The organism is Ezakiella peruensis (assembly GCF_900215725.1).
In the GTDB taxonomy this organism is placed as follows: Bacteria; Bacillota; Clostridia; order Tissierellales; family Peptoniphilaceae; genus Ezakiella; species Ezakiella peruensis.
In genome coordinates this window covers 60,595-85,360 of the sequence record NZ_LT962470.1, presented here as the reverse complement: position 1 = coordinate 85,360, position 24,766 = coordinate 60,595, and the positions used below count along the sequence as shown (strand labels likewise).

Sequence of the window (24,766 nt, the reverse complement as noted above, 5' to 3'; positions counted from 1 at the left end):
ATTTGCAAATATATATGTAAGGCCTTTCATTTTGGAAAAAATTTAGCACTTTGCATTATAAGTTTCATCTATAGGTCGGCTTTTCTTATAGATGGAATTTATTGGATATTTTTATCATTATCTGCTATAATATCGAAAGTGGCTATTGCCACTAGATATTTTCATTTAGGAGGAAATTATGAAAAAACAAAATATTTTTTTAGTTTGCATCCTTGCTTTATTATTAGCTTTTGCTGGATGTAAATCAAATGATGCACCAGCAAAGACTGATTCAACAGCAAGCGCTGATGGTACAATCTCAGGTGCAGACTTAGACAAGATTGAAGAAGACAACAAGGAAAAAGAAAACTACCTTGTAATCGACGTTAGAGGTCCTGAACAATATAACGAAGGACACGTAAAACACGCTATCAACATTCCACTTGATACACTTGAAAGCAGACTTTCAGAAATCGAATCTTTCAAAGATAAGAATGTTATCACAGTTTGCAACACAGGTAAGAAGAGTGGAGAAGCTCAAAAAATTCTTCAAGACAATGGCTTTACAAAGGTTTTAAATGCTGAAGGCGTAAAAGACTTCGCATACACAACTATGACCAAGGCTAAATCAGTTCTTGGACCAGAATTTGCTGAACTTATTAAGGGCGACGTTACAATTCTTGACTTCAGAGAAGAAAAAGACTTCAACGAAGGCCACATTGCAGGCGCTATCAACACAACAGCTGATGACGTTTTAAATATCCTAGATCAAATTCCAAAGGATAAGCCAGTTCTAACATACTGCTATTCAGGAAACAGATCATTTGGCGGAGCTCACAAGCTTGCTGAAGAAGGATATGACGTTACAAACGCTATCGACGGAACTAAGGAATACGAATACGAACTAGTAAAATAATTTAAATAAAAATATGAAAGGGAGATTTTCTACAATTTAAAAACAAGTGTAGGTGAATCTCCCTTGTTTTTTTAAGGAAGAGCATATGATTATATTTTTCACAAAAGCACCTGAGCCTGGTTTTTGTAAATCACGTTTAAGGGAATTTATAGATGACGAAAAAGTTTTGGCAATTTGCCGAAAGCTAATAAAAGATACCTTTGTATCCATAAACCACTTTCCCTGCACGATTTATTTTACTGGAGCTTATGAAAAATTGGATTTTTTAAATGTCGACCTTACAAAAGTTCCCCATAAGCCCCAGGTCAAAGGCAGCTTGGGCAGGCGGATGAAGGAGGCCATTTATAATGAGCTCAAGTCAAATGACAAGGTGATTTTAATTGGCTCGGACTTGGTTGGCATAGATGATGCCTTGATTAAGTCTGCTTATGAGGCTCTTGACGATTATGATATAGTCATTGCTCCCGTAGCTGACGGCGGCTACGGACTGGTGGGAATGAATAGGGAATGCGATATTTTTACTGGCATAGAATATTCTACGCCCCACGTACTCACAGATACACTTGACCTGGCAGAAGAAAAAGGATTTAAGGTCAAGGTCTTAAAAGAAATCTTGGACATAGATGAGTTTGACGACCTGGTCCGAGCAGAGACGGGAATTTTTGATATTGACCTGATCGGCAGGGGCGAATATAATGTCAACTACAAGGTTGGCGATAGGGTTTTTCGCATTAACTTTGCCAGTCAAATGGGACTTGGCAAAGACCAAATTGCCTATGAGTATGGAGCCTTAAAAGAGCTAGAAAAATCAGGTGTAACGCCCAAGGCCTATGAGTGCAAAAAAGTTGGCGAATATATTCCCTATGGCTTTTTGACCATGGAATATTTGACAGGCCGGCCCCTCGATTACGACAAAGACATGGCGACAGCTGCCAGACTTTTGTCAACCGTTCACAATATGGACGCCAGCCATTCAAAACTCATTCGCGCAGATAAGCCCTTCAAGATGATGTACGAGGAATGCTTGTCCATGTACTCCCACTACAAATCTTGGGAGGACCGGGACAGGGAAGTCGAAAAGTTTATCGACCAGCTTATGGAAATTGCAGGCTCTTATGACTTGGATGCCCAAATGGATCGACCGTCTATAATAAATACAGAACTTAACAATCGCAATTTTATTATCAATAATAATTCTTATATTATAGATTGGGAGAAGCCCATTATTGGCGACTGCGAACAGGACTTGGCCCACTTTTTGGTACCGACTACGACCAATTGGAAGACCGATAAAATTTTGTCGGACGCAGAAATCGAAAACTTTTTAAGTGAATACGAAAAGTACCGACCAGTAAACCGCGTATTATTAAAACAATTTATGACCTTCAACACCCTAAGGGGGGTTACCTGGTGCTCCATGGCTAAGCGGGAGTACTCCAGCGACCGGGCCATAAAAAATGAAGATACAGAGAATAAGATAGATAAATTTTTAAGCTTAGATTTCTTAAAAATGTTAAGGGAAAGATTTTATTAGAGGTGAATTATGACAAAACACGATTTAACTCCACAAGAACAAAAAAAGGCCAACACCAGACGGATAATTCTTTTAGCCGTTATTGGTATCTGCCTCTTGGTATATTTCTTTGTACCAAGTGTAAACACAAAGATTAACACAGCAGTTTCAACAGTATTTACAACTGACATTCATAAAGTGGTTGAATACATCAGAGGTTTCGGCGGATATGCAGTTGCAGTTTCATTTTTATTGATGATCCTGCAAGCAATTATCGCACCTGTCCCAGCCTTTGTTATAACCCTATCAAACGCAGTTATCTGGGGCTGGTGGAGGGGAGCCATCCTTTCATGGACCTCATCCATGGTTGCAGCAGGTCTCTGCTTCTACATTGCTCGCGTTTTAGGCCGTGACGTTGTTGAGAAATTAAATGCAAAATCAGGTATAGCAAAGATTGAACAATTTTTTGAAAGATATGGCACAAATACCATTATCATTGCCAGACTTTTACCATTTGTTCCTTTTGACCCAGTTTCATATGTTGCAGGACTTACATCTATGAGTTTCTGGAGCTTTTTCTGGGCAACAGGTATTGGCCAATTACCAGCTACAGTTATCTATTCATACGGAGGTGCTCAACTAACAGGCGGCGCACAAAAGATGTTTATTGGCCTCTTAATCTTATTTGGCGGTTCAGCTATTGTAACGATGGCTAAGAAGATGTACGATGAAAAATACAAAGACGAAGAAACAAAAGATCCAGGAAATAATTAAAATATTAATCGCTATAATCATCGTGGCCGGGTCAATTTATTTGGCCAGGTATGCAAAGTTTGAGCACATCCGCGACTTTGTTCAAAGCTACGGTGTTTGGGGCGAGGTAATTTACGTGCTATGCTGGGTGGTCCTGCCCATATTTATGTTTCCGGTTCCTGTCATCGCCTTTGCAGGCGGAGTAATGTACGGGATTGGCAAGGGCAGCCTCCTCACCATGCTTGGAGCCATGCTAAATGTAATTGTGGTTTATTTTTTATCCAGGTATGTAGCCAAGGACTTTGTAGAAAAAATTATTTTAAACAGAGTCAGCGGCAAACTCAGGGAAAAACTTTTGACCGAAGATCAAAAATCCCTCTTTGTAGTTTTAACTGTAATGAGGATCATGCCCATTGTATCCTTTAGCCTTTCAAATTATCTGGCGGGGATTACAAATGTCAAGTTCTGGGTTCACATGCTCTCGTCGGTTATTGGGATTATTCCGGGCACGTTAATATTTTTAAACTTTGGCGATAAGATGTTGGAGCCGGGTTCTGCTTCATTTATAATTGCTGCAGTCCTCCTTGCTCTAATAGTTATTGTGCCAATATTTTTTACAAGAAAGTATTTTGGTGATTTAGTTGTCAAAAAAAGTGACGATAATTCTTCCGACTTATAATGAGGAAGGAAATATAGCAAAAATTGAAAATCAGCTAAGGAAATTGGAGGGTGACTTTGATGTCATCTTCTCCGATGGCTTTAGCACGGATAAAACCTATGAGCTAATTACTTATCCAAAAATTCAAGAGGCCAAGTATCGGGCCTTCCAGATGAACGCTGCGGCCAAGTATGCCAAGACCGAATACCTGTGGTTTGTCCACGTGGATTCGATTTTGCATCCAAAGTCAGTCCTCGCCATTGAGGAATCGGGTTACGAGATTGGGTGCTTTAGGCTAAAATTTGACAAGGACACTTTTGCTCTCAGATTAAATTCATATTTTACAACTGCCTTTAGGCTAAGGCTACAAAAACTTGCCTTTGGTGACCAGGGAATTTTTATAAGGAGGGACCTCTTTGAATCCATAGGGGGTTACAAGGAAATTCCGCTGATGGAAGACTATCAATTGTCTGTGGATATAAATAAAATGGGCAAGAAGATTGAACTCATTGACCTGCCTATAATTACATCGGCCAGACGCTTTGAAAAGGGAGCCTTTAGGACCTATTTTAAAATGCAAAAGCTCCAATGGAAGTACAGGCACGGCAGGGATATATTTGATATACATAAGGAGTACGAAAGCTATGACGGTAAGTGAAATCGAAAGAACTAGACAAGACTGTATCAAGTGTGGGGCTTGCACAAAAAACTGTAAATTTTTAGAAAAATACTCTATGAATCTGCTGGACTTTTGCGACCGCGAAGACCTCCGCTATTCATGTTTTATGTGTGACAGGTGCAAGGAAGTCTGCCCCAAAGATTTGTCGGGTAGGCAAATCGCCCTCGAACTCAGGCAAAAGAATCCAAAGGGCCTGGGCTCTGTGGAATTTATGAAAAACAATTACAAGCTGAGAAACAATAGCAAAAAGCCATCGGAGACACTTTTATTTTTGGGCTGCAATTATCCAGGATTTTTGCCCAAGACATCTGAACGCATGATCGAAATCTGCGCTGAGCATGGAGTGGATTTTTCCGTTGACTGCTGCAAGAAGCCAGTAGCAGAAATGGGTGGCGACCCCAAGATGAAATATATAGATAAGGTCTTTAGGGACAAGGGCGTCAAGCGACTCATTTGCTGCTGCCCCAACTGCTATCACTTTTTGAAAAATCGCTACGATGACATAGAAATCATTGACCCATACGAATATTTATTGGAAATCGGAGAGGGTAAGACCATAGAGGAAGAGGCTCATGTATTTTTCCCTTGCTCAGAGCGTTTTGATTCGCCTATCTTTGAACACATTAAAAAATTTGCTCCAAATGTCAAGACAAGGACTTACAAAAAAATAAATTGCTGCGGCATGGGCGGCGGCGCATCCAAGACCGAAGGTCAAATCAAGACCGACTGGCACCAAGACATTAAGGATATTGACGCAGACAATATTTACACTTACTGCTCAACTTGTGCTGGGGTTTTCGAGGCAAGCGGCATAAATAATGTAAGAAACTTTTTGACCGAAGTCTTGGGAGTTGACGAAAGACCAAGCCAGTCTTACGGGAAAAATGTTTTGAAAATAAAATTTAGAAATCATAAGATGTAAATTATAAATTGATAAGGAGAAACACATGAAAGATAATGAAAGAGAGCAAATCCTAGCCTGGATGGGCGAAGGCTACAATTGCTCACAAGTTGTACTCATGCACTTTGCAAATAAAAAAGCCATTGATTTAGGTCTAGAAACAGCCAAAAAAATTGCTCAGCCCTTTGAGCTTGGCCACTACACAGGGGAGACCTGTGGGGCTTTAAGCGGAGGACTCATGGTAATCGGCCTTATTAAGGGAGCCATGGACGATGAGGGAAAGGTTGAACTCATCAAAGCTTCACATAAGTTTGTGACAGCCTTTAAAGAAAAAATGGGATCAAATATGTGCAAGGATTTATTAGCTACTAATGTAAATGAAGGCGATAACCTATCCAAGGCCTTTGAAGATGGGACCATCGAAAGAGTTTGTCCTCAGGCAATATTTACAGCTATTGAACTGGTGGAAGAAATTTGCGGATAAAATTCGCAAGGGATTAAAAATAAAAATAAAATTTTAGGGAGGAATATTATGAGTGAATACTATGAAAGAAAAGACCTACAAGCTTTTGGTAAGGGAGAACTTGGAGAATTAGACAAAGAACTTTGGAATAAATTTATGGCCTACTATGCAGACGTTTTTGCAGAAGGCGCTCTTACAACCAGAGAAAAAAATCTGATCGCCATTGCTGTGGCCCACGCTGTTCACTGCCCATACTGCATTGAAGCTTACACAGAAGCCAGCCTCCAATCAGGCTGCGACAACAAGGAGCTCATGGAAGCAGTCCATGTTGCAACTGCAATTACAGGCGGTGCAGTATTGGCCCATGGCACACAAATGAAAAAATTAATTGACGAGTTGGAATTCTAATGGAAAAGAAATTAAATATTCCAGATTTTGAAAGCCATTTAGAAGACGGCATCCTCTGGTCCAAAGACAAGCTGGCAACCATGCAAGTAAACATTACCAAGACTTGCAACCTGGCTTGCAAGCATTGTCACGTTGAGTCAAGCCCTTCGCGGACAGAAGATATGAACAGGGAAACTGCGGACAAGGTAATTGAATTATTTAAAAAAGAAGGATTTCAAATCCTAGACATCACTGGCGGGGCTCCAGAAATGTCCAGCCAATATAAATATTTAATCGAAAACCTAGCTCCATACGCCAAAAAAATTATGACCAGGACCAACCTGACCATTCACCTTGAACCAGAATACGAGGGTTACTTGGAATTTATGAAAGACCACAAGGTTGAAATCGTCGCCTCCCTTCCTTTTTATGAAAAGGACAAGACCGACCGCCAACGCGGCATGGGCGTTTACGATGAATCAATTCAAGTCTTGCAAAAATTAACCAAGATGGGCTATGGGATTGAAGACGATTTGATTTTGGATCTTGTATATAATCCAAACGGGGCAATTTTGCCTGGCGACCAAGTGGAACTGGAAAATATTTACAGGGACAAGCTGGATGAATATGGCATTAAATTCAACCAACTTTTTACCATCACCAACAATCCATCCGGCAGATTTTACAATTGGCTGGAAAGATCAGGCAACCTGGAACGCTACATGGATAAACTTTTGGCAGCCTTTAACCCGGCAACCATTAACGATGTCATGTGTAGGGATATGATAAGCGTTAACGACGACGGGACACTTTATGACTGCGATTTTAATTTGGCCACTGACCTACAAATGGTTGATGAGCCAAAGACCCTTGACCAAGCACTGGAAATGGGCTTAGGGAAAAGAAAAATTGCCACAGCCAACCACTGCTACGGATGTACAGCCGGATCTGGAAGCTCCTGCGGCGGCGCCTTAGAATAAATATGTAGATTTAAGCACTCGGAGGAAACCGGGTGCTTTTTGCTTGCAATAAATTCTTTTTAGCAAAATTTTTTGTCCGAAATTCTCCTTGAAACTCTTGTCCTCAATCAGGAAAAATTCGGTTCACATAAAGTGGACCCTACACGCTTCGCTGGATTTTTCCTTCTTGGGCGTGGCTGCAATCGGACACTACAAAATTTTGCAAATAAAAAAACTTTCAACAAAAAATATACAATCATTCCAATAAAAAACTTGCACTCTTGTGCAAGTTAATTTTTTTATTTAAGCGTCCAGGCTGTCCATCCTAAAGCCGCGGCCGCGGACTTCTGTGAGTTCGCTGATGCCTATGAAGGCGCCTTCGTCAATTTTGTTTACAATGTCCTTGAGGATTGTGATCTCACGATTGGAGATAACCAGGTAAATGACCTTGGTGTCCTGCTTGGACCAACCGCCCTCGGCCTTCAAAAATGTAACGCCCCGACTCATTTGCTGGTTGATGGCATTTGCAATTTCGTTTGGCTTAGCAGTTATAACATTGACGGCCTTGAGGTCGCCCTTGCCCGTTTGAATCTTGTCGAGCATTGTGTAGGAAACGTACATGGCAATAATGGTGTAGGCTGCTGGCTGAATGCCGAATAGATAAGCGCCTGTGCCAATTACGACGGCATTTAGCAATAATAGGGCAGAGCCGATTTGCATATTGTATTTCTTTTTCATAACGGCAGCCACTATGTCAAAACCGCCTTGGCAACAACCGTTTTTAAACAAAATCCCCATGGCAGTCCCGTTGACCACGCCCCCTACGATCGCCGACAAAAGCGGATCAGTAAAGGATACATATTGGGACACGCCTCTAAAGATAATCATGGTAAAAGATTGGACGATTGTACTTATAAAAGTGTAGACCAAAAACTTTTTGCTAAGAGTCCTCAAACCGAACAAAAAGAGTGGCAGGTTCAAAACAAAGACAGTAATACCTGCGGAAATATCGGTCAGGTACTGAATCATAATGGAAATACCGCCGATGCCCCCGCTCAAAAACATATGAGGTGTATAAAAAGCGTTGACCCCAAAGGCAAAAATCAAGTTGCCGATGATAATGGCCATAAGCTTGGACTTAATCTCGTACCTAGATCCAAAAAGCTCCAGCATTTTTGGATTTGGGCAGTAAATTTTTACCTTATTTTCCATAATCTTTAACTCCATCTGACTCTAAAAACATCTCTGTAAATTCCATGGCCTTAACCGTCATTTGGTGCTTGGCATCGTCCAGTACAATGTGTTTAAAGAGGCTTTTCTTTTTATAAAAAGGCTTTAATGCTGAGGCCGTTTCAATATTAAACTTGGGTGGCACGATTTCGTCGAGTGCACCGTCTACCAAGATGATAGGACGATTTTCCAGGCGGGATAAATTTTCCGCCGGACTGTAATAGCGGAGCTCATTTTTGATTGGCTTGTAAACCTCTTCGCTAATATTTTCTTCCCTTGCAATCCAGTCCGCAAAGGCCAGGTAATCGAGGACGCCGTTGTAGCAAATGAGTTTGCCCACAGGATTTTTCACAAAGGCACCTGCAGCCGCCATGGCCCCCATAGAGTGGCCAGCAAAAATAATATCGTTTGGATTGTAGCCCTTCTTTTCAGCCACATAATTTACAATGCTGGGGCTCTCGGTAATTGTATTTATCAAAACCTTTGGCAAAGCCTCCGCATCTGACACAGCATTAATATTAAATTCGCTCTTCCTGGACCCGTGGCCCAACTGTTCGACCACAAAAACATCATAGCCCATGCTTGCCAAAATCTGGCACCTAAACATGGACCGGGCCCTTGAAGAAGTGTAGCCGTGATAATAAATAATTGCCCCAAGAGGCTTGTAGCTCATGGGCGTAATCTCTGTAACATCAATCCCATTAATGTTGATGTCCATTTCCAAATAACCATTAAAACTCATAATTCACCTCGTTTTAAAATCAATCGGCTGGTAGCCAAAATTTATCAAAGCCTCATTTATTTTTGAAAAAACACCCGATCCAAAAAAACCGCGATAGGCTGAAAGCGGAGACGGATGGGCAGATTTTATAATAGCGTGACGATCGTCGATATTTTTCTCCAAAGCCTGGGCCTCCTTGCCCCATAAAACAAAAACCAGAGGGGAAGGATGGTCGTTTAACTTCTGAAAAACATAATCAGTAAAGACCTTCCAATTTAAAAAATCATGGCTCAAAGGCTGACCCGACCGAACAGAAAAAGTCCTGTTTAAAAGGAGGACTCCCTGCTGAGCCCAGGATGACAAATCACCTGATGTATTTTTAATCCCCAGATCAGATTCCAATTCCTTAAAAATATTTCTTAAGGAAGGCGGCAACTTGTCGGCCCTAGTCGAAAAAGCCAAACCATCTGCAACCCCCGGCGTGTGATAAGGATCTTGACCCACAATAACCACACGTACATCCTTGTAAGCAGTCAGATTAAAGGCCCGAAAAATATCCTCCTCCCCAGGAAAAATATCGTATGATTTTCGTTCTTCGTCAAGCTTCTCCATCAAGTCCACAAAATACTCGCTATTAATAATGGGAGAGAGAACCTCCCCCCAATCATTCGTAAATAATTCCATAAACCAATAATACCACAAGCCCCGCCCCTTATCAAGGAGGGGAAGGGTGAGGGGAGAAATTTAATATAATATTTTTATGTATATAATATTGTGGGATTTTTTTGCTACTTATGTTATAATGTAATAAAAGGAAGCACACTTAGTTTGTTTTTGAGGAGTCATTGTGGAAGAAAAATTAATTAAAAGTCGAGAAAGAGTAAAAAATCATGGGGAAGTTTTTACCCCTAAATTTATAGTACATAAAATGCTTGCCTTGCCTGGAATCAAAGAGGCTAAGACGGATTTTACAAAAACAGTTCTTGAGCCATCGGCTGGCGAGGGAATATTTTTAGTCGAACTTTTAAAAATGCGTCTTGATTATTTATTCAAAAAAAGCCCAGATGATTTGATTACTTATGAAAATGAATCCATTATGGCATTGACAACCTTATATGGAGTTGAACTATTAAAAGACAACTCACAGAAATGTGTTGCAAATATTACTGAAACATATATGGAATATTATAGAAAGTATGCTCAAAAACTAAAAGTGAATATAAATGAAAATATAAAAAAATCTGCAATTACTATTATAAGTGCTAATAACTTATTAGGAAATTTTCTTACAGAAAAAGATCCCTATGGCAATGACCTTATCTTTTCTGAATGGCAGGTAGTTAACAAAAATAAAAAAGGTTACAATATCATACAAAGAACAGAATATACTTTGGATGAAATAAGAGAACAGGCAAATGTATCGAGTGGAAAATCAAAAAGTAGAATTGTGTATGATCAAATAAGTTTTTTTCAAGATGATAAAAAAGAAATAGAGGAAATATATGTTCCAGTAGCTATAGATAAACTTTGGAAGGAAGAAATAGAAAGGAGTTAGACATGGCAAATATTATTGAAATTAATCCAATAATAGAGACAGAGCGAAAAGTCTATGGATATACCTTACCAGTAATACCTGATAGAATTAAGTATGTAAAAGTTGGACAAACTACCCGTGATGTTGCCACAAGAATAAATGAGCAATTAAGTCAAGCAGGATTGATTCCAAAAATTTATTTTGATCGTGTCGCTAAACATTCTAATGGCGAATATTTTACAGACTACGATCTTCACCAGTTCTTTGAAAAAAATGACATAAAAAGAGAAGATTTTGGAACCAGTGCTAATGAATGGTTTTATTTTGGTGACCATCCTGAACAAGCAGAAATACTTACAGACAAGTTCATTAATATGGACTATTCAAGTGTGCAGAAAATAGAATCCACCTCTGCTTACACATTAAGAAAAGAACAAGAGGACGCGGTTTGTAAAACTATTGAATACTATAAGAGAACACTTACAAATCCTCTTTTAAGTAAGAAATTTCTTTGGAATGCAAAACCACGGTTTGGAAAAACACTAACTACTTATGATATGATAAGAAGGCTTGAACTAACCTCGGTACTTATAATCACTAACAGGCCTGCTATTGCAAATTCCTGGTACGATGATTTTATAAAATTTATTAGGTGGCAGGACCCCAAATACTTATTTATATCGGAGTCTGACTCTATTACCAAAAAAGGCCCGATTAGCCGTGAAGAATACATCACAGTGGCTAAAGAGAATTTAGGCTCTGTAGATGGCTTTATATCATTTTATTCTCTCCAAGACCTAAAAGGATCAGACTGGGCTGGAGGAGATTATGCTAAGAACGATTGGATAACTAAGCAAGAATTTGACTTAGTTGTTATTGACGAATCCCATGAAGGAGTAGATACTTTTAAAACTGATAAACTCCTTGAGAAAATTCAAAGAAAATTTACATTGCATCTTTCGGGAACCCCATTCAAGGCTCTAGCATCCAATAAGTTTAATGAAGAACAAATATATAACTGGTCATATGCTGATGAACAGAGAGCAAAAAAAGAGTGGCCTGCTGAATTAGATACAAATCCATATGAAAATTTACCAACTCTTCACCTATTTACTTATCAAATGAGTAGGATTATGGAACAATATCTCGAAGAGGGAGTAGATATAGATGATAAAAACTTGGATTATACCTTTGATTTAAATGAGTTTTTTTCTACTAAAGAAAATGGGACTTTTGTATACGAGAGTAGCGTAAAACTGTTTTTAAAAAACATTTGCCAAGGCAAGTATCCTTTTGCACCATCTGAGTACAGGCATAAACTTAACCATACACTTTGGCTATTAAATAGAGTTGACTCGGCCAAGGCTCTAGAAAAACTCCTTAGAGAAGATGAATTCTTCAAAGATTACAAAGTAGTTCTGGCGGCTGGAGACGGTGAAGTTTTAAAAGATGATGGTACAGAAGAAATTGTAGATAACAATGAGGCTAAAAAATCTCTAGACAAAGTTCGCCGGGCAATTAAAGAAAATGAAAAGACGATCACTTTATCTGTTGGCCAACTAACAACAGGTGTGACCGTACCAGAATGGACAGGAGTGATGATTTTATCAAATATTCAATCTCCCGCCCTATATTTTCAAGCAGCCTTTCGTGCACAAAATCCATATTCATTTACAGACGAAGATAATGGTAAATTATATATAAAGGAAAACGCATATGTTTTCGACTTTGCACCTGAACGCACATTAATACAATTTGATGAGTTTGCAAACAATTTAAGATCAGATAAAGCTGAAACTAGAAATGATCGCAAAGAAAATATAAAAGAGCTAATAAACTTCTTCCCAGTTGTAGCTGAAGATAAAAACGGCAGAATGTATGAACTGAATGCTGAGGAAGTTCTTAAAATTCCATCAGCTCTTAAGGCAACAGAAGTTGTTAGAAGTGGATTTATGAGTAACTTCTTGTTTGAAAATATATCTGCTATATTTAGAGTGCCAAAAGCTTTGGAAGATATTATTAATAAACTAAAAAAACCTTTTGAAGAAAATAGAAAAAAGACAGAAACAAAAATTCCAGATAATATAAATCTTGATGAAAACGGGGATATTATTCCGGATTCAGCAATTGTTATTAACCAAACCAATAGTCTCTTTGGGCCAAAAATCTATAAAGACGCTCAAGATCAAGTAGACTCTATTAGAAAAGAGGATAAGCCAGATAAATTCATTGAAGATACTTCTAAGCTTGTTGATGAGTATGTGGATAATAAAATGGATTTCTCCGAGACCCAGAAAACATACAATTTTACAGATAGAGACCTAAACAAAAATAAAAAAGACTTAAAAGATACCATAAAAGGAAACTTGAAAAAAGAATATGAATCTGCAAGTTATGATATTGAAATAGAGAACAAACAAATAGAGAACAAAGAAAAAGAACTTGGTAACACTAAAGATGAGAAAGTAATAGAAGAGTTAAAGAAAGAAATTGAAGACCATCAAGCTAAAAAGAAAGAAATTGAAAATAATCTTTATGAAAAGGTCGCTGAAGTTATTAAAGGTAGCACTGAAGAACATGTAATAAAAACTGAAATAAAGGCCAAAGAAAAGATTAAAAAGTCTAGTGAAGATGAAGTAAGGGAAAAATTGAGAGGATTCTCAAGGACCATACCGTCTTTCTTAATGTCGTATGGCAATCGAGACGTTACTCTCCAAAATTACGATCGAATTGTTGATCCTGATGATTTCTTGGATGTAACAGGTATAACAGTAGATGATTTTAAGACTCTACGTGATGGTTTTACAGAAAAAGTAAGGGGCAAGGAAGAAAGGATTCCTGGGTTCTTTAACGAGCCAGTCTTTAATTCAAGTATCCAAGAATTTTATGATACTAGAGATAGGCTTTCAGATTATTATAAGGAAGAGCAAAAAGAAGATATCTTTGACTTTATCCCATCACAAAAAACCAATCAAAAGTTTACCCCTAGGTGGGTTGTAGAATTTATGTTGGACATATTGGAAAAAGAATATCCTAATGTTTTCTCTGACAAAAATCTAAAATTTGCAGACATATATTCAAAGAGTGGAATGTTTGTAGTTGAGATTATCAAGAGACTAAACAAAGGATTGGAAACAGAAATACCAGATCAAAAAGAAAGATTAAAATGGATTATAGAAAATCAAGTCTATGCTCTTGCACCAACAAGGACCATTTATAATATAAGCAAAAATTATATTATGAGTGACTTTAAAGATATAGATGACAAGAATATAAAACTTTGTGACCTTGTTCCAGCTGCAAAGCAAGGAAAGGCCAAAGAAGAAATAGAAAAGTTATGGGGAGAAGGAATGAAATTTGATATAATAATTGGAAATCCGCCTTATCAAGAAAATAACTCAGATAGAAATAGAGACGATGCTATTTATCACTATTTTTATGATGCAGCTTTTAGCCTAGCAGATACAGTGACTTATATTACTCCTGCAAGATTTTTGTTTAACATAGGATCAACTAATAAAGAATGGAATAAAAAAATGTTGGAAGACGAGCATTTATGTGTAAAATTCTACGAGAAAAATTCCGAACAAATTTTTCCTGGAGCTGATATAAAAGGTGGTTTAGCAATAACATTAAGGGATAGAAATAAAATTCTAGGGCCAATAGGCGAGTTTACATCATTTAAAGAATTAGATTCTATATTAGAAAAAGTTTCAGAAACATCTGAATTGGATGTATTTGGACAAATTATGTATGTACAGCTAAAATTTAATTTAGATGTATTGCTTTCAGATTATCCAGAATATGAAGATAGAGTTGGCAACAACAGGGAAAGGCGGCTAGTATCCTCATCGTTTGATAGATTTCCAGAAGTATTTCGTGATACAAAAAAGGATGGAGACATCTGTGTACTAGGAAGACAAAATAATCAAAGAGTGTATAAATTTATAAATAGAAGGTATATACAGGACAATGGTAACCTCGAGACCTTTAAAGTCATTTTGCCTGCTGCGAACGGTTCTGGGGCAATTGGTGAGGTTTTAAGCACACCCCTAATCGGGGAACCCCTAATCGGGGAACCCCTAATCGGGCATACACAAACATTTATAAGCTTGGGAAGCTTTGCTGACAAATATCAGGCTAAAGCATTGCTTAAGTATATAAAATCAAAATTTGCAAGAACAATGCTAGGAATTCGAAAGATAACACAAAATAATAAAACACCTGAAACTTGGTCAAAAGTTCCACTCCAAGATTTCACAGAAAATTCAGATATCAACTGGACTAAATCTATACCAGAAATTGATCAGCAACTTTATAAAAAATATGGCTTATCTCAAGAAGAGATTGATTTTATAGAAGAAAAAGTTGCCCCAATGGAATAAAATTGCAAAAACAAAGGTGACCTCTTACTTCCGCTTTTGGATTTAATGGGCACTTTACATAAATTACTAAAGTTACTATTTATATTATAGGAAGGAGCTAAAAACTTGAACGAACATACAGGTAAATTTTATTCTTTAACTCCAGAAGTCTTGGATAAAAATAAAGAAGTATACACAGAAGCATTGGACTTTGCAAGCATCATTGATAAGATTGATTATTACTATATGGATAATATAAGAAATAACAAATACTATAACTTGATAAATGGAAATAAATTAGATCGAAATTCTATATATTTAGATAATATGGAAAGAATAATTATGGTGGCAGAAGATAGTAATGGTTATGAAGTATAAATATTGGAGAAGTATGTATGAGAATAGATTTAAGTGGAGTAGATGTTTTTGATGAAAGTAGTATCGAGATTAATAAGAAGACCTGTTTTATTTTTGGTAATAATGGAACAGGTAAAAGTACATTCACAAATTATATAGATGACTCTTTGACGAATTTTGATGTTAGAGTTTTTCAAGGATTCGATAGTGTTGTTAATGGTAATGAAGAATTGAACGCAGTTGTTTTAGGGGAGCAGAATGTAGAAATTGATAAAAAACTTAATGATATCGATAATCAGATAAACAAACTTGAGTTAGAAAAATCAGAAGTAGAGAGATTAATTGATGAGAATAATAATCATGATGGGAATCTATATTATAAGATGATTAATGATAAGGAGCAATTGGATAATTGTAATAGTGAAATTGAAAATTTCTACTCTCGCGAAGCCTCTAGAATCAAGAATATAGAGCCTAAAATTTCAAAAACAAATTACAATAAAAATGATTTTAAGAAAGAAATAGAGAAAGCTAATACCTTAACAGATCAAGAAATAGAGCATCTAAAAAAACTTATAGTTTCTGAAGAAAAAGTTGCACCATTAATATATTTTCCGAAAGTAGATCCGCATGAAAAATTAATGGAAGTAAATGATTTATTATATAAGACTGTTGATGAGACTTTTAAATTAGATAGGCTAGATAATAATATAGAAAAGAGAGAGTTTGCTAAACGAGGATTGCAAATTCATAAAAAAGGAGATAGATGTAGTTTTTGCGGAAATATTATTTCAGACGATTGCTTCGAACAATTAGATAAGTATTTTTCAGGTGAAGATATAAAGAATTTTGAGAAACAATTGCAAAATGAGTTAGATTCATTAAAGTCAACAAAAGAAGAAGTTGAAAATCTTTATCTAAGTATAAATAATTTTTACGAAGTACTTCATAATGAATTCAGAGAGTTAGAATTAATTTTTAATGATACAAAGTCAGCGAATATTAAATTTTTTGATACTTTAATAGAAGCGATTTCTAATAAGCAAAAACAGTTATTTGAAAAGGTAAATAAGCTGAATATTTTGCCACCTAATAGTTTTAGTGTAGTAGAATCTAAGTATAATACATTATCTAAAAGAAATAATGAAAGTGATTTGGGCCAAAGAAAAATGGATGCTAAGGATCAATTAAGATATCATGAGATTAAAGAGAGCCTATTAAAATATAAATATTTAGAAAAATTAGAAAATTCATATGAGTTAGAGTCAGTTTATAACACTTCAAAACAACACTTTGAAAATAAAGAAGAAGAAGTTAATAAAATAAAGTTGAGAATAGAATCACTTGAAGATAAGAAACTGGAATTAAAGCTACAAAGTAAGAACGAAGAAAAATTAGCGTCAGAAATAAATAAGCTTCTAGGAGTATATGTTAATTTTAAGCTTGTGCATTATGAACAAGATCAAGTGGGGTACTATAAGATACAAAGTAAATATACAAATGAAATTCGAGATGTTAAGCAATTATCAAAGGGAGAGAAAAATATAATTGCATTTTTATATTTTTTAAAGAAGCTAGAGGAAGTTAATGAGCAAAGACGGACTACTAATAAAGTTATTGTTTTTGATGATCCAATGAGTTCAAATGATAACAATATGCAATATATTATGATAGAAGAATTAATAAAACTAATAAATTCTTCAGCTAAAGATGATAACATAGAACATTTGATTATCATGACTCATAACCACCATTTTTATTTGAACTTAACTGGATATCTTGGAAAAGCCAGGTATAAAAATTATCAGTTTATAAGGTTTATTTCAAATGGTATAAAAACAAATATTATTAATATAAGTAATGAAAGTGAGGACTTTAAATCTAATTATGCAGCTTTATGGCAAGATCTTGAATTTGTATATAATTCCGATAAGGGTAGAGCTGGTCTATTATGTAATATAGCTAGGAGAATAGTTGATACATTTATTAATTTTAATTCTATAACAAAGACAAGTTTTTATAAGGATGTAGCGGGAGCTAAAAAATTATTTGATGTAAATTCTCATGAAATAGAAGACCTAGATGCTGATGTGGCTGGAGTAGATAAAAATACAATTATTAAAGTCCTCTATGAATGCTTTGAAAATAATAATAGTTCGAAGCATTTTCATGATCATTGTAATATTAATATTCAAGATATTTTAAAAGAAACTTAGGATATAACCTTTTAACGAATAGAGTTTTTATTTTCCACTTACGCTTTAAAAACGAAATATTAAAGCGTAAGTGGAAGAATGTTTTTTGTTCTATTAGCTTACACAATTATTTTTAAAGTTGAAGAATAATTTACTTAAAAATTTAAAATATGATTTTTAGTCCCTCATTGCGAGGGGCTTTTTATTGTATGACGGGCATGTCCTAATGCTGGGGTGAAAATCCCTACAGAGCGTAGTTACCGACGAATCTAATAGCGACTTGCAAGTTTTAGATGGTGACATCTAGGAGAGAAGAAGCAATAGCGAAATCGTGGCTTGACGAACAGGAACAGAATACAAGGCGTAACAGGTGGGCAAGCTAGCCATAGATAGCAAAGACTCAAAAGGTAACCGTAAACCCAAGGCGTAAATTCTGCAAGTAAACGATGAAAGTATTAGGACTTATCCCGTGAGGTCTTGTAGACGAAACAGTAGTAACAACGAACTATGAGAAGTCAGCAGAAGTCATAGTAGGTGGAAACACCGAAGGACTAAACAATTTAACAGCACGAGTAAAATGTATGTTGCATAACAAATCTGACAGAGAAAGTAGAAGAAACGTAAATGAAAGCGAAATCTCACACTTAAGAAATAAGTTATGCAAGCGGAAAGGAGCAAGTGCACACACATGGAAGATAAATTAATAAATCAAATCCTAAACCCGAAAAACATGCACCAAGCTAAATTAAAAGTTATCTCCAACAAAGGAGCATCAGGAATAGATGGCATAAGTGTAGAAGAAATAGATGAATACATCAAAGACAACTGGGCACGGATAAGACAAGAAATCATCGAAAGACGCTACAAACCACAGCCAGTACTTCGAGTAGAAATACCAAAACCAAACGGAGGAAAAAGAAAACTCGGAATACCGACAGTAATGGACAGAATAATCCAACAAGCAATCGTACAAGTCTTAACACCAATAATAGACCAAAAATTTTCAGAAACAAGTTATGGATTTAGACCAGGAAGAAACTGCCAAATGGCAATAACAAAAAGCCTGGAATACCTAAACGATGGATTTGAATGGGTGGTGGACATAGACCTGGAAAAATTCTTTGACAAAGTCCCACAAGATAAATTAATGAGCATAGTTCATGAACACATCCAAGCACCTGACACAGAATCACTAATCAGAAAATATTTAAAAGCGGGAATAATGAACAAAGGCGTATACGAAAAAAGTGAAATAGGCACTCCCCAAGGCGGAAACCTATCACCCCTACTAAGCAACATCATGCTGGATAAATTAGACAAAGAATTAGAGGCAAGAAGACTTAGATTTACTAGATACGCAGACGACTGCTTAATATTTGTAGGGAGTAAAGCAGCCGCAACAAGAGTAATGCACTCAGTAACAAGATTCATAGAAAAGAAACTTGGCTTAAAAGTAAACGCAGAAAAAAGTAAGATAACAAAACCAAGTAAAATAAAATATCTAGGATTTGGCTACTGGAAAGACAACAAAGCAAATAAATGGAAAGCACGAGTCCACGAAACATCATTTAGCCGATTCAAAGACAAAATAAAGACTCTAACCACAAGAAAATGGTCAGTATCTCTAGAATACAGAATCAAAAAGATAAATGAAGTAACAAGAGGATGGATAAATTACTTTAGGATTGCAGATATGAAAAATAAACTAAAAAGATTTAGCGAACAACTGAGGACCAGACTCAGAATAATATGTTGGAAAATGTGGAAAGTACCAAAGAAAAGACAATGGGCATTAATGAAGATGGGAGTAGGAAAAGACATAGCAAGACTAACAGCCTATTGCGGAGATAGGTATTATTTTGTAGCAACAAAAACCTACTTAGTAAGAGCAATTACAAAGGAAAGACTAACCAAAACAGGTTTAGTCGACCCATACGATTACTATACAAGCAGGTCATGTGTAAATTAAATTGAACCGCCGTATGCCGAACGGCACGTACGGTGGTGTGAAAGGGGCTAGATTTTAGCCCCTATTCGATTGTTAATTCATAAAAGGCTTTACAAATTCGCTTTAAAATTGTATAATTAAAGCGAAAGTGAAAGGAGGTTTGATTATGGATTTGTTAAATCAATATATAAAAGAAAATTCTACGATAACAAATAAAGAAGCTGAAGATCTTGGATATAGCAGGTATAATTTGCAGGTATTGACAAATTCTGGCAAGTTAAAAAGGCTAAGGCCAGGGCTTTATCAAGTTAAAGATGAACTTGTAGATGATTTTGTAATGATTGCTTCCAAGAGCAAGAGAATTATTTTTTCTTATCAAACTGCCCTATACCTTCACGACTTATCTGATAGAACTCCAAATGTTTTTCATATTTCAGTTCCCCAAGGCTATAACGCAAGTCACATAAAAAAACGTAATGATAATATTCAAGTTCATTATATAAAAAAAGATATTCATGAGCTTGGATTAACAGAAATTAATACTCCTCTGGAAAATAAAGTTCAGGTTTATAATTTAGAAAGAACTATATGTGACTTGATTGTTGATCGGGAAAAGATTGATAAGCAAATTTTCATAGATGGAATTACTCGGTATTTTAAATCTGACAAAAAAGATCTGAGGCAGCTAATAAAATACAGTAGAGTCTTTGGAATCGAAGAAGATGTAAGAAAATATATGGAGGTATTGTCATGATTAATATTGAGAGCATCAAGGGGAAAATAAGATATTTATCAAAAAATAAAAAATTAAGTTCTCAAGAAGTTCTTCAAATGTATTTTTTCGAAAGATTTTTGGATCGTTTATCGAGATCAGATTACCAGGCAAATTTTGTTATTAAGGGTGGTTTTTTGATTTCGTCTTTAATAGGTGTAGAGAATAGGACTACTATGGATTTGGATGCAACAGTTAAAGGCATACCGCTTAAGGAAGATAAGATAAGGGAAATTATTGAGAAAATTATCGATATTGAAGTTGGAGATGGAATAGATTTTGAAATTTGTAATCTTGAATATATTAGAGAAGATGATGATTATGAAAATTTTAGGGTGTCATTAATAGCGAAGGTTGGAAAAACAAGAAATCCAATTAAATTAGATATAACAACTGGAGACGTTATTACGCCAAGAGAAATAGATTACCATTATCCGTGTATCTTTAATGAAGGAAAAATAAAAGTGCTTGCGTATCCATTGGAGACGATTTTAGCAGAAAAATATGAGAGCATAATTAAAAGAAATATATCTAACACGAGAATGAGAGATTTCTATGACATATATACTTTATACAATCTAAAAAAAGATGAGATTGACACAGATGCTTTGAAAGCTGCAATCGAAAGGACGGCAGTTAAGAGAGAAAGTATAGATATTCTGAAAGATTCTGAAGAAATTATAGGAGAAATCAGAGAAGATACTTATCTATTAAACTTGTGGGATGTATATATCAGAGAGAATGAATACATTGGGAATTTGAGTTTTAACGATGCTGTTGATGCTGTGTATGATATTTATAAAATAATTAATAAAGATGAGTAAATTTAAAATCTGAATTTTAGTCCCTCATTGTGAGGGACTTTTTATTTGCTTTTGCTTGTATATACTTGGGGTTTTAGGTATAATTGTTTTAGTTAAAGGAGGGCTTGATGAGTAAATCGCTTTTAATTAGGACTGTTAAGACGGCTTTTGCTGCAATTTTATCGATTATTGTGGTTGAGCAGCTTTCATATGATGGACCTGCCACAAAGTCACGAGGACTTTGCCATTCGGTCTGCGATTTTCCAGGTCTTTAGGAGTCTGGATCAATTTATAAATATCAGTACATGCATCAAAAACAAATGCAAGCCGGATGTGAATTTTTAGAAAAATTTGAAAAATGTTTTTAAAATCGTTATAATATTTACTTTGTGCTAGAAACTGAAAACACAAATAAAAATTAAATGAATGAAGGAGATTTAATGAAGAAAAAGAAATTTAATATAGTCCTTGCCTATGTTGGCGTGCTTACAGGAGCGGGCCTTGCAAGTGGGCAGGAGGCTATTCAGTATTTTGCGCCCTTTGGGATTAAGGGCCTAATCGGCCTGGCCGGGGTTGGCCTTTTGCATATTTTACTTGGTGGAATTATTTTGCAGATGGGCAGCCATTTTATAGCGGAGAGTCATATTGATGTTTTGGAAGAACTTTCCCAAAAATATTTAACGAAATTTATGGACTTTGCCCTGATTTTAAATTGTTTTTTGATGGGCTTTGTAATGATAGCCGGGGCGGGATCAATTTTGAACCAGCAATTTGGTCTGGCCACTTGGATGGGTTCTTTAATTTGTACGATTTTAATTATAGGGGTTGGCATGCTTGACTTTGATAAAGTCACCAAGGTTATAGGCGCCTTTACGCCTCTTGTATTAATTTTTACCTTGATAGGTGCGGCCTATACTATTGCGGTTGAGAGCCCGGATTTTGTTGCTCTTGATGCCCTGGGCAAAACTTTAAGACCGGCCCTGCCAAATGTAGTTTTATCCAGTTTAAATTATTTTGGTATGTGCATGATGTCTTGCATATCCATGGCCTTTGTCCTAGGTGGCAGGAACACCGACTCATCAGAGGCTGGGAATACTGGATTGATCGGGGGATTTTTGGTAGCTCTATTAACTGGGCTAATAGGTCTGACGACCTTTATTGCCCTTGAAAGGGTAAAGGATTCAGATATCCCCATGCAAATAATTTTAAAAGACATAAGCCCAATCTTGGGACTAATTATGTCTGTAATAATATTTGGTATGATTTTTAACACGGCCATTTCTCTATTTTATTCGGCTGCCAAAAGGCTGTCATCAAATGAGAGAAGATTTAAAGGAAATTTGATTATCTTTACCTTTGCAGGCTTTGGCCTATCTTTTCTTGGCTTTAAAAAGCTCATGTCGATCCTCTATCCTATACTTGGTTTTATTGGCTTGACCTTGGTAATAATACTGGTTGTGGCCTGGCTAAAAGAAAAGGAAGAAATTAAATTTGAGCACAGAAAAAGAGAAAAGATGAGCAAGCTGACCAGGAAAAAGTTAGATGACGACCTAGTCTTTAACAAAAAAGACAAGGAGAGACTAGAAAGATTAGCTGAATCATCCATTATAGATAATGAAAAAATCAAAGAAGAGATTGCAGAGAAAATCGAAGAAGAAATGGATGAGGAAGTTTGATTTAAAAAATTATATGTAAATTTATCGCCCCTTAAAAGTTAAGGGGCTTTATTTTTTGAAGATTTCAGGACAGGGGTGAATTTTTGCCAATTATTATTTTTTGAGGTATAATTACTTTATAGAAATATTTTTAAAGAGGGATTTGTTATGTTTACAAAGATTAAGATGAAGATTGCAAAGAATAGGAATATGCTAAATATTACTAGCTTCACTTTTATATCGATTTTACTTTTGATTGTGTCGTATTTTATTGACTACCGGGGTTTTGAATTTAGACAGTTTGTGCCCGACCAGCTCATGCTATCCAAGGACGTGTCGACTACTTTTCTGACGACTTTGGCTGGTGTATTTTTGACGGTTACGACCTTTACTTTGACGACGATATTGAGTATTTTAAATCAATATGCCAATTCTTTTACGCCCAGGGCCATGCAAAAGTTCATCGACAAGCCCTATGTGCTCAGCCTCTTTGGGATTTTCATTGGAGGATTTTTCTATTCGATTTTTTCTCTCTTGATGATTCAAAATGTGCCGGATAAGGTCAAGGTTATATCGGGCAGTATTGGAATTTTGTACGCCATGGCTTCGATGATTTATTTTATTTTGTTTGTAAAGACGGTTTTAAAATCGATCAAGGCCAGGGATGTTATAGAGGATATTTATGACCGGGCTTTAAAGTGTGTTAAGGATGATGCGTCTTTGGATGAGACTGTTTCAACAGATTTTTCTCTGGAGGAATATAACCAGGACATTACCAGGATTTACGCCAAGGACTCTGGCTACTTGTATGCAATTGATGATGACAAGCTTGCCAAGATTTTAAAGGACGGTCAGCTGTCGCTGATGATCAACTACAAGGTGGGGGATTATCTGGTTCGTGGTATGAATGTGGCCAATTTAAATATTGATATCAGGGAGGCCGAGTACGACAAGGCGGACGATATTGCAGAGAAGATTTCATCTTGCTTTATCTACAGTGAGTCGCCAAATGACACCGACGATTACAGGCACGAGGTTAAAAACCTTGTTGAAATTGCTCTGAGGGCTATTAGTCCTGGCATCAATGATCCCAACACTGCTATTATATGTATTAGAAAAATTTCTATGCTCCTGTCGGTTCTTTTTTCCCACAAGTCCAATTACAAGGTCAAGGTCTTGGATGATTCGTCCAAGATTATCTACAAGGAATTTACCGTTCATGATGAGCTTTACTTTAATTTTTACCAGCTCATTCATTATGGCAAGGAGGACCCCAGTGTTGCCAGAAATATTTTAAATGGTCTAGACCTGATTTTTATGCACTCAAGTCAAAACTCAGCCCAAGAGGTCAAGAAGTTTTACGACGAAGCCTATGAAATTTTTATGGCTTCCATGGCGAGCGATATGGATAAAAATCACTTGAAATCTTTGAAGGATAATTTTTACCAGCTAACTGATAATTTGGATTGATTTATTTTTGTAAGGCTTCAGTTTTGTGAAGCCTTTTACTTTTAAGGAGGGTCTATGGAGATTCGTATTGTGGATGAGGATATTAGGCTGATTCCATATTATAAGAATAATGATCTGGCCATTAAATGGTACCAGGATAAGGACGTCTGCAAGCAGGTTGACGATATTGATTTTGTCTATGACCTTGACCGGCTAAATCGTATGTATGATTATTTGTCCAGCCACGGGGACGTCTATTATATAGAATTCAGGTCGGCTTTGGTGGGCGATGTGTCCTTGAAAGATGACGGGGAGATTGCAATTGTAATCTCAAAGGAAAACCAGAACAAGGGCATTGGCAGGCGGGTTATTAAAAATATTTTGGGCCTGGCCAAGGACAAGGGAATGGCAGAGGTAAAGGCCAGCATTTATCCTTTTAACAAGCAGAGCCAGAGGGTTTTTACTCTTGTGGGCTTTGAAAAAATTGGCGAGGAAGACTATATTTATAAATTTAATTGACGGCAAAAAAT

At 36.3% G+C, this 24,766-nt stretch carries 24 protein-coding genes; 21 read left to right on the top strand and 3 right to left on the bottom strand.

Features of this window, described 5'->3' with window-relative positions; genetic code table 11:
* Window positions 1-178 precede the first annotated feature (178 nt).
* The 9 genes from CUU59_RS05320 (at window position 179) to arsS (ending at window position 7,229) form a co-directional block, all read left to right on the top strand.
* Window positions 179-895 (top strand): rhodanese-like domain-containing protein, encoded by a 717-nt coding sequence (locus tag CUU59_RS05320; protein ID WP_075574646.1) that lies wholly within the window; start codon window positions 179-181, stop codon window positions 893-895.
* Between the two features lie 85 nt (window positions 896-980).
* Window positions 981-2,429: a TIGR04282 family arsenosugar biosynthesis glycosyltransferase gene (locus CUU59_RS05315; protein WP_099950966.1), complete on the top strand. Its 1,449-nt coding sequence runs from the start codon at window positions 981-983 to the stop codon at window positions 2,427-2,429.
* A gap of 9 nt (window positions 2,430-2,438) precedes the next feature.
* Window positions 2,439-3,182 (top strand): TVP38/TMEM64 family protein, encoded by a 744-nt coding sequence (locus CUU59_RS05310; RefSeq protein ID WP_099950965.1) that lies wholly within the window; start codon window positions 2,439-2,441, stop codon window positions 3,180-3,182.
* Entirely contained in the window at window positions 3,136-3,840 is a 705-nt protein-coding gene (locus CUU59_RS05305; RefSeq protein WP_099950964.1) for a TVP38/TMEM64 family protein, read from the top strand. The genes CUU59_RS05310 and CUU59_RS05305 overlap by 47 nt, the downstream gene beginning before the upstream one ends.
* A complete protein-coding gene (locus tag CUU59_RS05300) occupies window positions 3,803-4,477 on the top strand; it encodes a TIGR04283 family arsenosugar biosynthesis glycosyltransferase (protein WP_245870562.1) in 675 nt (224 codons plus the stop codon). Before CUU59_RS05305 ends, CUU59_RS05300 begins: the two co-directional genes overlap by 38 nt.
* On the top strand, window positions 4,464-5,420 hold the full coding sequence (locus tag CUU59_RS05295) for a heterodisulfide reductase-related iron-sulfur binding cluster (protein ID WP_099950963.1): 957 nt from the start codon (window positions 4,464-4,466) through the stop codon (window positions 5,418-5,420). The genes CUU59_RS05300 and CUU59_RS05295 overlap by 14 nt, the downstream gene beginning before the upstream one ends.
* Window positions 5,421-5,445: 25 nt before the next feature.
* Window positions 5,446-5,883, top strand: coding sequence for a C-GCAxxG-C-C family protein (locus CUU59_RS05290; RefSeq protein WP_099950962.1), 438 nt, complete (start codon window positions 5,446-5,448; stop codon window positions 5,881-5,883).
* 48 nt (window positions 5,884-5,931) lie between these two features.
* Window positions 5,932-6,270 (top strand): arsenosugar biosynthesis-associated peroxidase-like protein, encoded by a 339-nt coding sequence (locus tag CUU59_RS05285; protein ID WP_099950961.1) that lies wholly within the window; start codon window positions 5,932-5,934, stop codon window positions 6,268-6,270.
* Window positions 6,270-7,229 carry an arsenosugar biosynthesis radical SAM (seleno)protein ArsS gene (gene arsS / locus CUU59_RS05280; RefSeq protein ID WP_099950960.1) on the top strand — a complete coding sequence of 320 codons (960 nt, stop codon included), beginning with the start codon at window positions 6,270-6,272 and terminating at the stop codon, window positions 7,227-7,229. Before CUU59_RS05285 ends, arsS begins: the two co-directional genes overlap by 1 nt.
* Before the next feature lie 282 nt (window positions 7,230-7,511).
* On the opposite strand, the gene CUU59_RS05275 is transcribed toward arsS, so the two are convergent.
* Genes CUU59_RS05275 through CUU59_RS05265 form a run of 3 tightly spaced genes read right to left on the bottom strand, consistent with a single transcriptional unit; the run spans window position 7,512 to window position 9,843 of the window.
* Window positions 7,512-8,420, bottom strand: a complete 909-nt coding sequence (locus CUU59_RS05275) for a YitT family protein (RefSeq protein WP_169922866.1) — start codon at window positions 8,418-8,420, stop codon at window positions 7,512-7,514.
* Entirely contained in the window at window positions 8,410-9,180 is a 771-nt protein-coding gene (locus CUU59_RS05270) for an alpha/beta hydrolase family protein (RefSeq protein WP_099950958.1), read from the bottom strand. Before CUU59_RS05270 ends, CUU59_RS05275 begins: the two co-directional genes overlap by 11 nt.
* A 3-nt stretch (window positions 9,181-9,183) precedes the next feature.
* The gene (locus tag CUU59_RS05265) at window positions 9,184-9,843 is read right to left on the bottom strand and encodes a uracil-DNA glycosylase (RefSeq protein WP_099950957.1); all 660 of its coding nucleotides are present in this window, start codon (window positions 9,841-9,843) and stop codon (window positions 9,184-9,186) included.
* A 163-nt stretch (window positions 9,844-10,006) separates the two neighbouring features.
* Between CUU59_RS05265 and CUU59_RS05260 the strand changes: the two genes are divergently transcribed.
* The 12 genes from CUU59_RS05260 to CUU59_RS05215 all read left to right on the top strand — a co-directional run bounded on the left by CUU59_RS05260 (window position 10,007) and on the right by CUU59_RS05215 (window position 24,755).
* On the top strand, window positions 10,007-10,714 hold the full coding sequence (locus CUU59_RS05260) for a methylase (protein WP_099950956.1): 708 nt from the start codon (window positions 10,007-10,009) through the stop codon (window positions 10,712-10,714).
* A gap of 2 nt (window positions 10,715-10,716) precedes the next feature.
* Complete coding sequence (locus CUU59_RS05255; RefSeq protein WP_099950955.1) at window positions 10,717-15,078, top strand: Eco57I restriction-modification methylase domain-containing protein; 4,362 nt, start codon at window positions 10,717-10,719, stop codon at window positions 15,076-15,078.
* Between the two features lie 105 nt (window positions 15,079-15,183).
* A complete protein-coding gene (locus CUU59_RS05250; RefSeq protein ID WP_099950954.1) occupies window positions 15,184-15,435 on the top strand; it encodes a hypothetical protein in 252 nt (83 codons plus the stop codon).
* A 17-nt stretch (window positions 15,436-15,452) separates the two neighbouring features.
* Window positions 15,453-17,630: an AAA family ATPase gene (locus CUU59_RS05245; protein ID WP_099950953.1), complete on the top strand. Its 2,178-nt coding sequence runs from the start codon at window positions 15,453-15,455 to the stop codon at window positions 17,628-17,630.
* A 637-nt stretch (window positions 17,631-18,267) separates the two neighbouring features.
* Window positions 18,268-19,578, top strand: a complete 1,311-nt coding sequence (gene ltrA, locus CUU59_RS05240) for a group II intron reverse transcriptase/maturase (protein ID WP_245870561.1) — start codon at window positions 18,268-18,270, stop codon at window positions 19,576-19,578.
* Between the two features lie 145 nt (window positions 19,579-19,723).
* Window positions 19,724-20,311 carry a type IV toxin-antitoxin system AbiEi family antitoxin domain-containing protein gene (locus CUU59_RS05235; protein WP_099950951.1) on the top strand — a complete coding sequence of 196 codons (588 nt, stop codon included), beginning with the start codon at window positions 19,724-19,726 and terminating at the stop codon, window positions 20,309-20,311.
* Window positions 20,308-21,153: a nucleotidyl transferase AbiEii/AbiGii toxin family protein gene (locus CUU59_RS05230; RefSeq protein ID WP_099950950.1), complete on the top strand. Its 846-nt coding sequence runs from the start codon at window positions 20,308-20,310 to the stop codon at window positions 21,151-21,153. Before CUU59_RS05235 ends, CUU59_RS05230 begins: the two co-directional genes overlap by 4 nt.
* A 107-nt stretch (window positions 21,154-21,260) precedes the next feature.
* Window positions 21,261-21,407 (top strand): hypothetical protein, encoded by a 147-nt coding sequence (locus tag CUU59_RS08165; RefSeq protein WP_169922863.1) that lies wholly within the window; start codon window positions 21,261-21,263, stop codon window positions 21,405-21,407.
* A complete protein-coding gene (locus CUU59_RS08365; RefSeq protein WP_146036079.1) occupies window positions 21,343-21,477 on the top strand; it encodes a hypothetical protein in 135 nt (44 codons plus the stop codon). Before CUU59_RS08165 ends, CUU59_RS08365 begins: the two co-directional genes overlap by 65 nt.
* Window positions 21,478-21,572: 95 nt before the next feature.
* Window positions 21,573-22,808: a YkvI family membrane protein gene (locus CUU59_RS05225; protein WP_099950949.1), complete on the top strand. Its 1,236-nt coding sequence runs from the start codon at window positions 21,573-21,575 to the stop codon at window positions 22,806-22,808.
* 147 nt (window positions 22,809-22,955) lie between these two features.
* Window positions 22,956-24,257, top strand: a complete 1,302-nt coding sequence (locus CUU59_RS05220) for a DUF2254 domain-containing protein (protein ID WP_099950948.1) — start codon at window positions 22,956-22,958, stop codon at window positions 24,255-24,257.
* Between the two features lie 54 nt (window positions 24,258-24,311).
* Entirely contained in the window at window positions 24,312-24,755 is a 444-nt protein-coding gene (locus CUU59_RS05215) for a GNAT family N-acetyltransferase (RefSeq protein ID WP_099950947.1), read from the top strand.
* Window positions 24,756-24,766 lie beyond the last annotated feature (11 nt).

What these genes read in the sequence shown, in the direction of transcription:
- CUU59_RS05320 (WP_075574646.1), top strand. Translation starts at nt 179, where the DNA reads ATGAAAAAACAAAATATTTTTTTAGTTTGCATCCTTGCTTTATTATTA.
- CUU59_RS05315 (WP_099950966.1), top strand. Translation starts at nt 981, where the DNA reads ATGATTATATTTTTCACAAAAGCACCTGAGCCTGGTTTTTGTAAATCA.
- CUU59_RS05310 (WP_099950965.1), top strand. Translation starts at nt 2,439, where the DNA reads ATGACAAAACACGATTTAACTCCACAAGAACAAAAAAAGGCCAACACC.
- CUU59_RS05305 (WP_099950964.1), top strand. Translation starts at nt 3,136, where the DNA reads ATGAAAAATACAAAGACGAAGAAACAAAAGATCCAGGAAATAATTAAA.
- CUU59_RS05295 (WP_099950963.1), top strand. Translation starts at nt 4,464, where the DNA reads ATGACGGTAAGTGAAATCGAAAGAACTAGACAAGACTGTATCAAGTGT.
- CUU59_RS05290 (WP_099950962.1), top strand. Translation starts at nt 5,446, where the DNA reads ATGAAAGATAATGAAAGAGAGCAAATCCTAGCCTGGATGGGCGAAGGC.
- CUU59_RS05285 (WP_099950961.1), top strand. Translation starts at nt 5,932, where the DNA reads ATGAGTGAATACTATGAAAGAAAAGACCTACAAGCTTTTGGTAAGGGA.
- arsS (WP_099950960.1), top strand. Translation starts at nt 6,270, where the DNA reads ATGGAAAAGAAATTAAATATTCCAGATTTTGAAAGCCATTTAGAAGAC.
- CUU59_RS05275 (WP_169922866.1), bottom strand. Translation starts at nt 8,420, where the DNA reads ATGGAAAATAAGGTAAAAATTTACTGCCCAAATCCAAAAATGCTGGAG.
- CUU59_RS05270 (WP_099950958.1), bottom strand. Translation starts at nt 9,180, where the DNA reads ATGAGTTTTAATGGTTATTTGGAAATGGACATCAACATTAATGGGATT.
- CUU59_RS05265 (WP_099950957.1), bottom strand. Translation starts at nt 9,843, where the DNA reads ATGGAATTATTTACGAATGATTGGGGGGAGGTTCTCTCTCCCATTATT.
- CUU59_RS05255 (WP_099950955.1), top strand. Translation starts at nt 10,717, where the DNA reads ATGGCAAATATTATTGAAATTAATCCAATAATAGAGACAGAGCGAAAA.
- CUU59_RS05245 (WP_099950953.1), top strand. Translation starts at nt 15,453, where the DNA reads ATGAGAATAGATTTAAGTGGAGTAGATGTTTTTGATGAAAGTAGTATC.
- ltrA (WP_245870561.1), top strand. Translation starts at nt 18,268, where the DNA reads ATGCAAGCGGAAAGGAGCAAGTGCACACACATGGAAGATAAATTAATA.
- CUU59_RS05235 (WP_099950951.1), top strand. Translation starts at nt 19,724, where the DNA reads ATGGATTTGTTAAATCAATATATAAAAGAAAATTCTACGATAACAAAT.
- CUU59_RS05230 (WP_099950950.1), top strand. Translation starts at nt 20,308, where the DNA reads ATGATTAATATTGAGAGCATCAAGGGGAAAATAAGATATTTATCAAAA.
- CUU59_RS08165 (WP_169922863.1), top strand. Translation starts at nt 21,261, where the DNA reads ATGAGTAAATCGCTTTTAATTAGGACTGTTAAGACGGCTTTTGCTGCA.
- CUU59_RS08365 (WP_146036079.1), top strand. Translation starts at nt 21,343, where the DNA reads ATGATGGACCTGCCACAAAGTCACGAGGACTTTGCCATTCGGTCTGCG.
- CUU59_RS05225 (WP_099950949.1), top strand. Translation starts at nt 21,573, where the DNA reads ATGAAGAAAAAGAAATTTAATATAGTCCTTGCCTATGTTGGCGTGCTT.
- CUU59_RS05220 (WP_099950948.1), top strand. Translation starts at nt 22,956, where the DNA reads ATGTTTACAAAGATTAAGATGAAGATTGCAAAGAATAGGAATATGCTA.
- CUU59_RS05215 (WP_099950947.1), top strand. Translation starts at nt 24,312, where the DNA reads ATGGAGATTCGTATTGTGGATGAGGATATTAGGCTGATTCCATATTAT.